General features: G+C 73.1%; 13 protein-coding genes. 3 read left to right on the top strand and 10 right to left on the bottom strand.

Translation table 11 applies throughout. The annotated features are described in order from the left end of the window. Positions 1-4: 4 nt before the first annotated feature. The 5 genes from FSY66_RS06110 to FSY66_RS06085 all read right to left on the bottom strand — a co-directional run bounded on the left by FSY66_RS06110 (position 5) and on the right by FSY66_RS06085 (position 5,814). A complete protein-coding gene (locus FSY66_RS06110) occupies positions 5-400 on the bottom strand; it encodes an FKBP-type peptidyl-prolyl cis-trans isomerase (RefSeq protein WP_144792309.1) in 396 nt (131 codons plus the stop codon). A 143-nt stretch (positions 401-543) separates the two neighbouring features. Continuing rightward, positions 544-2,334: an FKBP-type peptidyl-prolyl cis-trans isomerase gene (locus FSY66_RS12845; protein ID WP_260853516.1), complete on the bottom strand. Its 1,791-nt coding sequence runs from the start codon at positions 2,332-2,334 to the stop codon at positions 544-546. A 159-nt stretch (positions 2,335-2,493) separates the two neighbouring features. Beyond that, the gene (locus FSY66_RS06095; RefSeq protein ID WP_144792307.1) at positions 2,494-3,579 is read right to left on the bottom strand and encodes a tRNA (adenine-N1)-methyltransferase; all 1,086 of its coding nucleotides are present in this window, start codon (positions 3,577-3,579) and stop codon (positions 2,494-2,496) included. A 199-nt stretch (positions 3,580-3,778) separates the two neighbouring features. Then, entirely contained in the window at positions 3,779-4,990 is a 1,212-nt protein-coding gene (locus tag FSY66_RS06090; RefSeq protein ID WP_144792305.1) for a site-2 protease family protein, read from the bottom strand. Next, positions 4,987-5,814, bottom strand: coding sequence for an HAD family hydrolase (locus FSY66_RS06085; protein ID WP_144792303.1), 828 nt, complete (start codon positions 5,812-5,814; stop codon positions 4,987-4,989). Before FSY66_RS06085 ends, FSY66_RS06090 begins: the two co-directional genes overlap by 4 nt. Before the next feature lie 137 nt (positions 5,815-5,951). Here FSY66_RS06085 and FSY66_RS06080 point away from each other — a divergent pair, with 137 nt between their 5' ends. Beyond that, entirely contained in the window at positions 5,952-6,845 is an 894-nt protein-coding gene (locus tag FSY66_RS06080) for a PAC2 family protein (protein ID WP_144792301.1), read from the top strand. A gap of 66 nt (positions 6,846-6,911) precedes the next feature. On the opposite strand, the gene mshC is transcribed toward FSY66_RS06080, so the two are convergent. The 3 genes from mshC to FSY66_RS12550 form a co-directional block, all read right to left on the bottom strand. Continuing rightward, a complete protein-coding gene (gene mshC / locus FSY66_RS06075; RefSeq protein WP_144792299.1) occupies positions 6,912-8,234 on the bottom strand; it encodes a cysteine--1-D-myo-inosityl 2-amino-2-deoxy-alpha-D-glucopyranoside ligase in 1,323 nt (440 codons plus the stop codon). A gap of 178 nt (positions 8,235-8,412) precedes the next feature. Then, a complete protein-coding gene (locus FSY66_RS06070) occupies positions 8,413-9,267 on the bottom strand; it encodes an undecaprenyl-diphosphate phosphatase (RefSeq protein ID WP_144792297.1) in 855 nt (284 codons plus the stop codon). A 153-nt stretch (positions 9,268-9,420) separates the two neighbouring features. After that, positions 9,421-9,756: a hypothetical protein gene (locus tag FSY66_RS12550; protein ID WP_186304457.1), complete on the bottom strand. Its 336-nt coding sequence runs from the start codon at positions 9,754-9,756 to the stop codon at positions 9,421-9,423. Between the two features lie 39 nt (positions 9,757-9,795). Between FSY66_RS12550 and FSY66_RS06060 the strand changes: the two genes are divergently transcribed. Beyond that, positions 9,796-10,041, top strand: coding sequence for a DUF5703 family protein (locus tag FSY66_RS06060; RefSeq protein ID WP_144792293.1), 246 nt, complete (start codon positions 9,796-9,798; stop codon positions 10,039-10,041). Between the two features lie 44 nt (positions 10,042-10,085). On the opposite strand, the gene FSY66_RS06055 is transcribed toward FSY66_RS06060, so the two are convergent. Continuing rightward, positions 10,086-11,408, bottom strand: coding sequence for a M20/M25/M40 family metallo-hydrolase (locus tag FSY66_RS06055; protein ID WP_144792291.1), 1,323 nt, complete (start codon positions 11,406-11,408; stop codon positions 10,086-10,088). A 336-nt stretch (positions 11,409-11,744) separates the two neighbouring features. Between FSY66_RS06055 and FSY66_RS06050 the strand changes: the two genes are divergently transcribed. Beyond that, positions 11,745-11,975 carry a hypothetical protein gene (locus tag FSY66_RS06050; RefSeq protein WP_144792289.1) on the top strand — a complete coding sequence of 77 codons (231 nt, stop codon included), beginning with the start codon at positions 11,745-11,747 and terminating at the stop codon, positions 11,973-11,975. A 118-nt stretch (positions 11,976-12,093) separates the two neighbouring features. Here FSY66_RS06050 and pafA read toward each other — a convergent pair whose 3' ends face one another. Further along, complete coding sequence (pafA, locus tag FSY66_RS06045; RefSeq protein ID WP_144792287.1) at positions 12,094-13,569, bottom strand: Pup--protein ligase; 1,476 nt, start codon at positions 13,567-13,569, stop codon at positions 12,094-12,096. Positions 13,570-13,571: the final 2 nt, after the last annotated feature.

Genomic DNA, 13,571 nt, shown 5'->3' with positions numbered 1-13,571 from the left:
GGGGTCAGCGCACGTCGACGAGGTCGACGACGAAGATCAGGGCCTCGTTCGGGCCGATGGCGCCGCCGGCGCCGCGCTCGCCGTAGGCCATGGACGACGGGATCTCGAGGCGACGGCGCCCGCCCACGCGCATGCCGAGCAGGCCCTGGTCCCAGCCCTCGATGACCTGGCCGACGCCGACCGTGAAGTCCAGCGGCTGTCCGCGGTTCCAGGAGGCGTCGAACTCCTCGCCCGTCGAGTGGGCCACGCCCACGTAGTGGCACGAGACCCGGCGGCCGGGCTCGGCCACCGCGCCCTTGCCCTCGACCAGGTCGACCTTCACGAGCTCGGCGGGGGCATCGCCCTCGGGGAAGTCCACCTCGGGCTTGGTGCGGTCGAGATTGCGCTGTCCGAAGGACACGATTCCTCCTGGGGGATCGGATGGGGATCCCGCGGACGGGATCCGTGCTGCTGCGGGACGGCATCGGTGCGGTGCCGCCGGCGCGCTCGGGGCGCGGCTCGAGGCACCAGGATAGTCGGCGCCGGAGGGCGCAGACCGGCCGCTCAGCCCTCGGCGGAGTCCTGGGCCGGGTCCTGACCCGGATCCTGGGGCTCGGCCGGCGCCGCGCCGCCCTCCGCCGGGGCGTCGGAGCCCTCGGCGGGCGCCTCGGCCCCGGGCATGGCCGGGGCCGCCTGCTCGGGGGTGTCGGTCGCGGCGAGGACGTCCACGACGAAGAGCAGATCGCCGGCCGGGCGGTCGCCGCCCTGCTCGTCGATCTCCTCCTGGGTCCCGTAGGCCTGATCGGCGGGCACGGAGATGATGACGCGGGAGCCGACCTTCTGGCCCTCGAGGCCCTCGGACCAGCCGGGGATCACGCCGTCGAGCGGGAAGGACGTGGGCGCGCCGCGGTCGTAGGAGGAGTCGAAGACCTCGCCGTCCTCCCACCGCACGCCGACGTAGTCGACGGCCACGGTGTCCCCGGCGGCGACCTCCTCGCCGTCGCCCTCGATGAGCGGCTCGGAGACGACCTCGTCGGGGGCCTCGCCCTGGGGGGCCGCGATCTCGGGAGCGCCGTCCGGGCACTCGGTGACCTGCGGCAGGCCCTCGGGGCTGGGCTGCATCGGGCCCTGGGGGGAATCCGGCAGGATCTGCTCGACGGTGTAGCGCGCGGTGGTCTCCTGGACCTGGCCGGTGCCGTCGTCGGCGCTCGAGGTGATGTCCACCGAGGTGCCGACCCGCGCATCGGCGAGCTGGCCGTGGACGAACTCGTCCTGCTCCTTCAGGTCCTCGTCCACGCGCATGACCTGCAGCTGCTCCCCCTGGGGCTCGCCGTCGGAGACCGGGCCGGTGCGCACCAGGAGCGTGTCGCCCTCCTCGACCTCCTCGCCGTCGCCCTCGTTCACGACCGAGGCCGTGGGCTCCGGAAGGGGCTCGGGCTCGGGGGTCTCGTAGGCGCCCAGCAGATCCACGACGAAGACCAGATCGCCGGCCGGGTACTGGGAGTCCTCGCCGAGCTCCTCCTGCGTGCCGTAGGCCTTCTCCGCGGGCACCGACATGATCACGCGCGAGCCGGCCTTCTTGCCCTCGAGCGCCTCGGTCCAGCCGGGGATCATGGTGTCCAGCGGCAGCGCCGCGGGAGAGCCGTTCTCGTAGGACGAGTCGAAGACCTCGCCGTCCTCCCAGCGCGCGCCGACGTAGTCGGCCACGACGGTGTCGCCCGCGGCGACCTCCTCGCCGTCGCCCTCGATGAGGTACTCCGAGCGGACCTCGCCCGGGGCGTCCCCCTCCGGCTCCTGGATCTCCGGGGTGCCGTCGTCGGTCTCCGTCACGGCCGGCAGCCCCTCGGGCGAGTCCTGCATCTCGCCCTCGATCTCGCTGGGGACCTCGTCGACGATCTCGTAGACCTCGACCGCGGTCGAGGAGTCGTCCTGGTCGCCGCTGGCCCCGGCCGTGGCGGGCGAGGAGTAGGCCACGATGCCGCCGACCTTCATCTCGTCCATGGCCTCGTAGAGCTCCGGCACGCGCTCCTTCAGGGAGTCGTCGAAGGCCAGTACCTGGCCGGCCCCCTGGGAGTAGGACTCCCCCAGCGACGACTTGTCGGCGCCGCTGCTGATCGACATCTGGACCATGAGGGTGTCGCCGGGCTCGACGTCCTCCCCGTCGCCCTCCTCGAGCACCTTGGTCTCGTTCTCCTCGACCTGCACGGGCGTCTGGAAGTCGATCTCGGGCGCTTCGCCGCTGCCCCGGTCGTCGTTGGTGATCTCGACGGATCGCAGTCCGCCGGAGCCGCCGCAGCCGGCCAGCACCAGGGCGGCGGACAGAGCGGTTCCGGTGGTGAGCAGAGACTTGCGCACGTGTTCCTCCAGGCCGCTGGCAGACGCGGCATCTCGGTGAGCCCTCCGGGATCGGCGGAGGGCCTGGGGTCGCCGGACAGGGTATCGGCCGGGTCTGGATGCCGCCTGTGCTCCGCGGCAGGACGGCGCCCGCGGCTGCGGGGCACAGGCGGGCCGGACTCAGTCGTCGGTCCGAGCCTCCGAGGAGGCCTGCTCGCGGGCGCCGGCATCGGCCTGGGCGGCGCGCTCGGCCAGGTGCCGGGCATCGCGGCCGGCGCGGCGGGCCTTCTTGTCCGTGACCTCCCGCTCCCCCAGCGACAGCGGCGTCCAGGCCTGCAGGTCCTCCTGGGTGTACTCGGACTTGGAGGCGCGCCGCTTGGGCGCCAGGCGCCGGGCCCCGTCGGCCAGCCGGCGCGCGGTGATCAGGAACCCGGTGTGGGCGACCATCCGGTGATCGGGGCGCACCGCCAGGCCCTCGACGTGCCAGCCGCGGACCATCGTCTCGTGGGCGTCGGGCTCGGTGAAGCGCCCGTCGGCACGCAGGGCCTCGGCCACCCGCGAGAGCTGGGTCACGGTGGCCACGTAGCAGATCACGACCCCGCCCGGGGCGAGCACGCCGGCCACGGCGTCGAGGCACTCCCACGGCGCGAGCATGTCGAGCACGGCGCGGTCCACGCTGCCGGGCTGCTCGACCTCGCCCAGCTGCTCGGCGAGGTCGCCGATGCTCAGCGTCCAGGCCGGGTGGGGCCCGCCGAAGAACGTCTCGATGTTGCCCCGGGCCACCTCGGCGAAGTCCTCGCGGCGCTCGAAGGAGCGCAGCGAGCCCTCGTCGCCGATCGCGCGCAGCAGCGCGAGCGACAGGGCGCCGGAGCCCACGCCGGCCTCGACCACCCGCGCGCCGGGGAAGATGTCGGCCATGGTCACGATCTGCCCCGCGTCCTTGGGGTAGACGACAGCCGCGCCGCGCGGCATCGAGAGCACGAAGTCCTTCATCAGGGGGCGCAGGGCCTGATAGCTGATCCCGACCGAGTTCTCGACCACGGTCCCCTCGGGCTGCCCGATCAGCAGATCGTGCGGCAGGACGCCCTTGTGGGTCTGGTACTCCTGGCCGGAGGTCAGTGTGATCGTGGTCAGCTTGCCGCGATCGTCCATGATCTGGATGCGCTCGCCCTCGCGCATCGGACCGCGCCGGTTCACCGCACCGGCCGGGCCGATGCGCTCGCGCGCGGGGTCATGGACGGTCTCAGGGGTGCTGGCCTCGGTCATGGGCTGCCTTCCGACGGGAGCGGGCGCACGGGGTCCCGTGCGCGGAGTGGGCGCCGGGTGCGGCGCGCGGCGACGATGCCCGCGCGGCAGGCGGTCGCCTGCGGCCGCGATCGGCGTCGGCCATTGTCGCATCACCCGGTCGAGGCGCCGTGCGCGGCTCGACCGGCGCCGCGGGCCGCTGCCCGTCGCAGGCAGCGGCTCAGCGCGGTGTGCCGTCGGCGCGGATCAGCCCGGCTCGCGCGAGCAGCCCGTTGATGCTGGCGGCCGAGAGGGTCCCGGTCACGGCGCCGTCGGCGTCCACGACGACCATCACCGGGCTGTCGGCGCGGGCGGCGGTCTCGAGCAGGTCGTGGCCGCCCAGGGACTCCGGCAGCACGGCGGCCGGGGCCACGGGCAGCAGCGCGCGGCTCAGCGGGGAGCGGGCTCGCTCGGCCTCGGGGATGGCGCGCAGCCGCGACCCGTCCAGCACGCCGACGGCGCGGCCCTGCTCGTCCAGCCCCACGACCGAGGTCCCCGGTTCGAGCTGCGCGGCCGTGCGCTCGACGTCGCCCAGGCTCAGCGCCGCGGGGATCCCCACGGCGGGCGAGCCCAGTCCGGCGGCGCTGGTTCCCTCCATCGCGGCGGCGGCCCGGGCTCGTCGCAGCCCCTGGGCGGCGCCGGCGACCAGCATCCACACCAGGAAGCCGGTGATCACCAGGGTCAGCGGGGATCGCCACAGGCCGAGCAGCAGCACCGCCGTCACCAGGACGACCGCGCAGAGCCGACCGGCCCATGCGGCCGCGGCGATGCCCGTGCGCTCCCGGCCCGTCAGCCCCCAGACCAGGCCCTCGAGGACCCGCCCCCCGTCGAGCGGCAGACCGGGCAGCAGGTTGAAGACCCCGATGAGCAGATTGGCGGCCGCGCTCAGCGACACGAGCATCCACAGGATGCGTCCGCCGAGCGCATCGGCGCCGCCGGCGATCAGCGGCAGGGCGGCGAAGCCCAGCCCGGCGATCCCGAGGTTCACGAGCGGGCCGACGAGCGACACGACGGTCGAGGCGCCCCAGCCGGGGCGGGTGCGCCCGAACGAGGTGTGCCCGCCCATGATCGAGAGCACGATCCGGTCGACGGGCCACCCGAAGAGCCGGGCCGTCCCCGCGTGAGCGAGCTCGTGCAGCAGCACGGACAGCGCGAGCAGGACGCAGAACCCCAGGGCGACCAGATAGGCCCAGGCGCCGAGCTCCGGCATGGATCGCCGCAGGACGGGGCCGTAGAGGACCACGACCAGCGCGCCGATGACCAGCCACGACGCCTGCAGGTGGACGGGCATCCCGCCGATCCGCCCCAGCGGCAGCGATCCCCGGGGGGCGGGGCGCCGACCGGCCGGGTGCGCGGCGGCGGCCTCCGACGCCGGACGGACGGGCCCCCTCATGCGCGGCTCCGGCCGCGTTCGCGGATCCAGGAGCCGAGCATCGCGGGGGTGAGCTCGGTCAGGGAGGCGGCCTCGCGGTCGAGCCCGGCGTCCGAGATGCCGATGAGGTTCGGCACCCCCAGCACGAAGGCTCCGGAGGCGCGCGCGGAGGCGATCCCGGTCCGGGAGTCCTCGATCGCGACCATGCGGGCGATGCTCGGCTCGGGCCCCGTTCCCCCCGCCTCCGCCGCCAGCGCCGCGAGCCTGCGGGCGGCGGCGGTGTACGGGGCGGGGTCCGGCTTGACCGGCAGGCCGGCGCCCCCGGTCACCACCAGGTCGAAGAGCGGGCCGTCCCACCTGGTCCCCGGGTGACCCCCGGCGGCGGCGATCGCGGTGAGCTTCTCGACGACGACCTGCGCCACGACCGACTCCGAGTTCGTCACCAGCGCGGTCGGGATCCCCTCGCGGCGCAGGGCCACGAGCAGCTCGAGGGCGCCCGGTCGCAGCTCGAGCTCGCGGCGCACGCCCTGGGCCACGCGCTCGCACAGCGCGTCGACGACCTCGCGCACGCTCAGCGGGATGCCGGCCCGGACCATGATGCGGCCCGTCTCCTCGAGATCGCCGCCCACGACGGCCAGGGAGTCCTCGTCCGTCCACGGCAGGCCGTGCTCGTGCATGAGCTCCGTCTCGGCGGCGAACCAGTGCGGCTCCGTGTCCACCAGGGTCCCGTCCATGTCCCACAGGACGGCATCGGGCCGGTCGGCCGTCGACGGCGCGGGGGTCGCGGAGGCGGGAGGCGGGCAGGCGGAGGAGTCGGTCGCGGGGGCGGGGCTCGTCGACGGCATGGTCGGATCCTAGCGACTGCGCCTGCATGCCCTCGGGGTGCGCGCCTCGCCCCGACCGCCGGCGTCGGCTGTGCGCCCTCGGCGAGCGGCGTCTGCGGGCTGGCTCCCGCCGGTCGCCCCGCGCGTACAGTGGCCGTGTGACTGGATTCGACGAGACCTTCCCCCAGCCCGAGGCGGGACCGTTCGGCATCGTGCAGGAGAGCGGGTCGGGCGAGCGCGTCCGCGTGCTGATCGGCGCCTTCGAGGGATGGAACGACGCCGGCGACGCGGCCACCGATGCCGTGAAGCTGCTGGCCGAGGCCTTCGGCGCGGTCGAGGACTTCGAGGTCAGCCCCGACGAGTACTACGACTACCAGTACTCGCGCCCGCGCATCGTCCGCGCCGCCTCCGGGGAGTCCCGGATCGTGTGGCCGACCACGCGGATGCTGCGCGCGTCGGTGCCCGGCACCAATCTGGACCTGATCCTGCTGCACGGCTGGGAGCCGTCGTACCGCTGGAGCGGATTCGCCGCGGAGATCCTCGAGCACGCAGCCCGGCTCGAGGTCGACTTCGTGGTCATGATCGGCGCCCTGCTGGCCGACGTGCCCCATACCCGGCCCATCCCGATCACGATGACCTCGGAGACCGAGGAGCTGCAGCACGAGCTCGACGTCACCGGCTCCGACTACGACGGCCCCACGGGCATGGTCGGCGTTCTGGCGCATCTGGCGTCCGTCTCGGGCATCCCGTCCCTGAGCCTGTGGGCGGCGGTGCCGCACTACGTCGCGCAGTCCCCCTCCCCCAAGGCCCAGCTCGCGCTGCTGCGGCGCCTCGAGGACCTGCTGACGCTCACGGTGCCCATGCAGGCGCTGGTCGAGGATGCCGAGGCATGGGAGCGCGGCGTCGACGATCTGGCGGAGGACGACCCCGAGATCGCGGCCTACGTCACCAAGCTCGAGGAGGCCAAGGACACCGTCGATCTGCCCGAGGCCACCGGAGATGCGATCGCGCAGGAGTTCGAGCGCTTCCTGCGGCGCCGCGACCAGAGCTGACCGGCCGCGCGGCCGCCCCGGGCCTCGGCCTCGCGAGGCGGGGGCGGCCGGGCCGGCGCCGGAGGCTCAGAGCACGATGCCCAGGCGGGCCTCGATGGCCCGGGCCGCCAGGGGATCGCCCGAGCCCTTCTGCTCGCCGCCGACGAGCACGCCCTCGGCCCACACGTCGATCGCCTCGATGGCCCTCGGGGTGTCCAGGTCCGCGGCCAGGGCGGTGCGCACGGCCTCCAGGGCATCCTCGAACGAGCCCTCGGCGGCCGTCTCGGCGGCCATCCGCCAGCGCGCCAGGCGCGCCTCGGCCCGCACGAGCACGTCCTGGCTCCAGGACCAGTCGTCCCGGTAGTGCTGATCGAGGATGCCCAGGCGGATCGCGGCCGGCTCGACGCCGCGCTCGCGCAGCCGGGAGACGAGCTCCAGGTTGCCCAGCGACTTGGACATCTTCCGGCCGTCGAGCCCCACCATGCCGGTGTGCACGAAGTGGCGGGCCATGGGGCGGGCGGACAGGGCCCAGCTGTGCCCCGCGCCCATCTCGTGGTGCGGGAACACCAGGTCGGAGCCGCCGCCCTGGACCGTGAACGGCGCCGGCAGCAGCCGCAGGGAGATCAGCGAGCACTCGATGTGCCACCCGGGCCGGCCCGAGCCCAGCGAGCCGCCGTCCCAGGCGGGCTCGCCCGGGCGCTCGACGCGCCACAGCAGGGGGTCGAAGATGTCGCGCTTGCCGGGGCGCTGCGGATCGCCGCCGCGCTCGCCGAAGACCTCGAGCATCTCGTCGCGGCTCATCCCGGAGATCTGGCCCAGGCTCCACGGGCCGGGCGCCCCCGAGGTCTCGCCCTCGGCCGCCGGCTCCACCACGGGGCGGATGTCCTCCCCTGCGCCCGCGACGGCCCGGACGTCGAAGTAGACGTCGCCGTCGGGCTCGCCGTCGGATCCCGGCACGCGGTAGGCCAGGCCGCGCTCCAGCAGGCCCTCGACGGCCTCGACGACCCAGTCGACCGTCTCGGTGGCGCCGACGTAGTGCTGCGGGGGCAGGACGTTGAGGGCCGCCATGTCCTCGCGGAAGAGGTCGGTCTGCGAGGCGGCCAGCTGCCTCCAGTCCACGCCGTCGCGCTCGGCGCGCTCGAGCAGGGGGTCGTCGACGTCGGTGACGTTCTGGACGTAGTCCACCGGCATCCCGGCGTCGAGCCACGCTCGGTGCAGCAGGTCGAAGGCGACGTAGGTGCTCGCGTGGCCCAGGTGGGTCGCGTCGTAGGGGGTGATGCCGCAGACGTAGAGCGAGGCCCGCTCCTGGCGCGGCAGCTGCTCGATCCGCCCGGTCCGCGAGTCGAACACGGAGGGCGGAGCGGCCTCGCCGGGGAGCTCCGGGACGGTGCGTGCGGACCAGGACTGCATTGTCACCTCTGAGGACGGGCTGTCGGGACGGCGGCGGCCAGGGGCCGACCGGGGCACATCCTCCCACGGACGGACGACGACGGGCCCCGTCGCAGCGGCCCCGATCGCCCACGGCGGACGCAGGCGGGCCGGGACCCGGCATGCGCCGGGGCCCGGCCCGCAGGAGGACGCGCTCGGGTCAGACCGCGCCCGAGGCCTCCGGGACCGCATTGATCACGCCGGTGCCGAGCAGGATGAAGACCAGGATGCCCAGGCCGATCCGGTACCAGACGAACAGCGAGTACGAGCGGCTCGAGATGTAGTTCATGAACCAGCCGATGATCACGTAGGCGATCACGAAGGCGACGATCGTCGCCACAGCGGTCTGGCCCATCGAGTACGGCTGCGGCGTCGGGTCCGCGATCTCGGAGACCAGCTTGTAGAGCCCGGAGGCGAACACGGCGGGGATGGCCAGCAGGAACGCGTAGCGGGCCGCGGCCTCGCGCTTGTAGCCCATCAGCAGGCCGGCGGTGATCGTGCCGCCCGAGCGCGAGACGCCCGGGATCAGGGCCAGGGCCTGGGCGAAGCCGTAGAGGACGCCGTGCTTGACGTTGAGCTGGTCGAGCTCGCGCACCTGCTTGCCGACGTGATCGGCGATGCCCAGGATCACTCCGAAGACGATCAGCATGGTGGCGGTGATCCACAGGCTGCGCAGGGTCGTGTCGATCTGGTCCTCGAACAGCAGGCCCAGGATGCCGATCGGCAGGGAGCCGACGATGATCAGCCAGCCCATGCGGGCGTCGGGATCCGAGCGGTCCATCTTCCCCACGAGCGACAGGGCCCAGTGCTTGATGATCCGGACGATGTCGCGCCAGAAGTAGATGACGACAGCCGTCTCGGTGCCCAGCTGCGTGATCGCGGTGAACGCGGCACCGGGGTCCGCGGACCCGGGCAGGAACTCGCCCACGATGCGCAGATGGGCGGACGAGGACACGGGGAGGAACTCCGTCAGGCCCTGCACCAGGCCGAGGATGATCGATTCAAGCCAATTCACGGGGATCACCCTAGAGCACGCGCCGCGGTGCGACCGGCCCCGCGAATGCGAGTCGGAGCACAGTTGGACCGACGATCCCCGGGAGGGCATCGTCCCCGGTGAGCGGGCTCACCGGGGACGATGCGGGGCAGCGGGAGGATCGTCTCCCGGTGATCAGCGCCGGGGTCCTGACCCCGCCTGCGGATCGTCCGATCCCTCGTCGTCCTGGTCCTCGGAGTCGTCGTCGAACTCCTCGAACTCCTCGTCGTCCTCGTCCTCGAAGTCGTCGTCGTCCTCATCGTCCTCGTCGTCGGCGAAGACCGACAGGGGCGTGACCTCGTCGAAGCTCTCGTAGAGGGCCTCCTCGTAGGCGTCGAACGCGTCGGCGATCGCGACATAGGCGTTGTCCACCGAGGGGTCGTCCTCCCCGCGGCGGTTCGACAGCGCGGCCAGGTGCTCTTCGAGGGCGGAGACGAGGGACTGGAGTGCGACGCGCGGATCGGTGCTCATGGGGTCGACGGTACCGGTCGCGGGGGCAGAATGGGAGCGATGAGAGAGCAAGTCGTCCAGAGTTCCATCCGCCGCGATCCGCACTCCGAGGACTTCATGGATCCGCGCTACGAGTACCTGCTGCTCACGGTCGCTCCCGGTGAGCGGATCTCCGATGCCCGCGCCCGCCTCATGGAGCACGCCGAGTACGGCAAGTGGGAGCTGCATCGCGTGGTCCACCTCTACGGCGGGGCCCGCAAGCACTGGCTGCGCCGCCGCGTGATGCGCGTCGAGCGCACCCTCTAGGACCAGCCCCCCCGGAGCGCAGCCCGGCGCGGCCCGCCGCCGGATCAGTACCCGGTGAGCAGCGAGTGCAGGACGTCGGCCCCGAACTCGAGGGACTCGATCGGCACGCGCTCGTCGACGCCGTGGAACATCGCCGGGAAGTCCAGCTCCTCCGGCAGGCGCAGCGGCACGAAGCCGTAGCCCGTGATCCCCAGCGGGTGCAGGGACTTGTTGTCCGTGCCGGCCGAGAGCATGTAGGGCAGGACCACGGCCTCCGGGTCGTGCTTCTTGAGCGAGGCCACCATGGCGTCCACGACGCTGCCCGAGAACGGGACCTCCAGGCCGATGTCGTCGGCCTCGAACTCGAAGCGCACGCCGTCGCCGGCCAGCTCGCGCAGCTTCTCGAGCACGATCTCGCGCTGCTCGGGCAGGAACCGCGCGTCCAGCCCGGCCTCCGCGGTGCCCGGGATGACGTTGACCTTGTACCCGGAGCTGAGCATCGAGGGATTGGTCGTGTTCTGCAGCGTGGCCCCCACGAAGCGGGCGACCGAGCCGAGCTCGTCGAGCAGCCGCTGCGGGTTCTGCGGGTCGAACTCGACCCCGGTCAGCTCCGTGACGGCGTCCAGGAACTGCCGGGTGGTCTTCGTCAGCTCGATCGGCCAGGTGTGCTCGCCGATGTTCGCCATGGCGCGCGAGAGCCGCGTGACGGGGTTGTCGTCGTTGACCTGCGAGCCGTGCCCGGCGGTGCCGTCGGCGAACAGGCGCATCCACATCAGGCCCTTCTCCGCCGTCTGCAGCAGGTAGGCGCGCTGCCCGCCGACGGTCGCGGAGTACCCGCCGACCTCGGAGATCGCGTCGCTCACGCCGTCGAAGAGCTCGGGATGGTGCTGAGCGACCCACTTGGAGCCGTAGATCATCCCGGCCTCCTCGTCGGCGAAGAAGCCGAGCAGGATGTCGCGCTTGGGCTTCTGGCCCGTGCGCACCATGTGCCGCACGACCGAGAGGATCATGGCGTCCATGTCCTTCATGTCGACGGCGCCGCGGCCCCAGATCATGCCGTCGCGGATCTCGGCGGCGAAGGGATCGACGCTCCAGTCGGCGGCGACCGCCGGCACGACGTCCAGATGGCCGTGGACCAGCAGGGCGTCGGCCGAGGGGTCGGTGCCCTCGATCCGCCCGAAGACGCTCGTGCGGCCCGGAGCGGATTCGAGCATCGTGGCCGAGATGCCGACCTCCTCGAGGAGACCGGCCACGTACTCGGCGGCGCGGCGCTCCCCCTTGGACTCGCCCCGGCCGAAGTTCGAGGTGTCGATGCGGATGAGGTTCCGGCAGATCTCGACGACCTCGTCGTGGGCGGTGGCCTGCTGCGATGGCTGCGGAGTGCTCAAGCGAAGCTCCTGGGGTCGAGTGGCGGTGGTCCTGTCATCGTCGGACGACCGCGGCGGCCTGTCCAGCCGGGACGCGCCGAGCACGGCCCGGTGCCCGGAGGCACGGGCGGCCGGGCTGAGTGCCCGAAAGGCATCGCTTCCGATGACAAGTCATGCTTGTCACCGAATAGGGGGACGGCTAGCCTGAGGTTCGGCCTGCGCGCCGTCGCCCCGGGGGTCTCTGTCCGACCGCGGGGACCGATGACCGCACGACTGCCCCCTGCCGCGTCGGCCTCCCGCCGATGCCTCCCCCGAGGCCGTGCCCTCCCCCAGGCCGGTCAGCACAGGAGATCCGCCGTGCGCCCCACCCAGCCCGAGCCCCGCTCGACCGCGTCGCTGCCGGTCGTCTCGATCCGCACCGGTTTCCTGGCCGGGCTGCGTCGTCGTCCCAAGTGGACCATGACGGTCCGCCGCCACGATGGAGCGCTCCTGGCCCGACGCAGCTTCGGCAGCTTCCAGGAGGCCGTCGAATGCGCTCACACCGTCTGCCGCGCCGCGGCCGGCGACGCCCTCCAGCTCGCCGCCTGACAGCCGCTCGCCCGCGCATCGCGCCGGGCGGGCCGCAGGGCCCCGGACCGCCTCGCGGTCCGGGGCCCTGCGGCGTCCTCGTCGGGCCTTCGAGCCCCTTCCAGCTGCCGCCGCCGCGTCAGACCGCGGGCAGGGGCGACGGGGAGACATCGGCGGTGCGCTCGGCGCGCAGGGCGGCGAGCAGCTCCTCGGCCGCCTCGTCCTGCGTGGCGAACGGATCGCGCAGCGCGATCGCGCGCTGCGTCGGCCCGTTGACCTTCATGTTCACCCAGTCGGCGGTGAAGTGGACTCCGGCCTCCATGCCGGCCCGGACCAGTGCGCCGCGCAGCGCCGCGCGGGTGGCCGGGGGCTCGTCGACCGCTGCCTCTGCATCCGCGTCCTCGAAGCCGGGCAGCCGGGCGGCCATCCCGCGCTGCTCGAGCATGCGGAACAGGCCGCGGCCGGCGGCGATGTCGTGGTACATCAGATCGAGCTGCGCGACGCGCGGGTGGCTGTAGTCCGCGCCATTGCGCTCGCACCAGGAGTCGATGAGCTTCTTCTTGATCGCCCAGTCGATCTCCGTGTCGATGCCCGTCGCGTCCTGGCGCTCCACGGCCTCGAGGCTGCGGGCCCAGAGATCGAGCAGCCAGTCCACGCGGTCGTGGTGGGCGCCGTTGGCCTGCACGAACCGGGAGGCCTCCTCCCAGTACTCGCGCTGCAGATCCAGCGCCGAGCGGGTCCGGCCGTCGCGCATGGCCACCTGGAAGGTGCCTGTCGGATCGTGCGAGATCTGCCGCAGGGCCAGGGCCGGCGAGTTCAGCGTCCGGTCCGCCATGGGGTGCCCGGACTCGATCATCCGCAGCATGAGATCGGTGACGCCCAGGCGCAGCGCCGTGGTCGCGGTCGACATCGTGGAATCGCCCACGATGACGTGCAGCCGCCGGAAGCGCTCCGAGTCGCCGTGCGGCTCGTCGCGCGTGTTGATCAGCGGGCGCGCCCGGGTGGTCGACGACGACGCGTCCTCCCAGATGTGGTCGGCGCGCTGCGAGAACGAGAACGAGGGCTCCCCGGTTCCGGCGCCGAAGCTGCGGCCCTCCCCGAACACGGCCGGGCCCTCGGGATGGATGCGGCCCGTCCCGGAGTAGAGCTGGCGGGTGACCAGGAACGGGATCAGGGTCGAGACGAGCCGCGCGAAGCGTGTGCCGCGGCCGATCATGTAGTTCTCGTGGGAGCCGAACGAGTTCCCCGAGCTGTCCACATTGGTCTTGAAGAGGTAGACCGACCCGCCGGTCCCGTCCTCGGCCAGCCTGGCCTCCAGCGCACGGCGCATCCGGTCGACGATGAGCTCGCCGGCGCGGTCCTGCGCGACCACGTCCTGAAGGGTCGCGCATTCCGCGGTGGCGTACTCCGGATGGGCGCCGACGTCCAAGTAGAGTCGCGCCCCGTTGGGCAGGAACAGGTTGGAGGACCGGCCCCAGTCCACGATGGGGTGGAAGAGCAGCCGGGCCGCGTCGTCCGGGCTCAGCGTCCGCGCGGGCTCACCGGGCCCGGCGTCGCGGCGCGGAGTGTGGATGATCCCGAACTCGGTCTCGACGCCGATGATCCGCTGATCCATCG

Origin of the sequence: Kocuria palustris (genome assembly GCF_007666205.1) — a bacterium.
Lineage (GTDB): Bacteria > Actinomycetota > Actinomycetes > Actinomycetales > Micrococcaceae > Kocuria > Kocuria palustris_A.
This window is presented reverse-complemented; position numbering and strand designations above follow the sequence as displayed.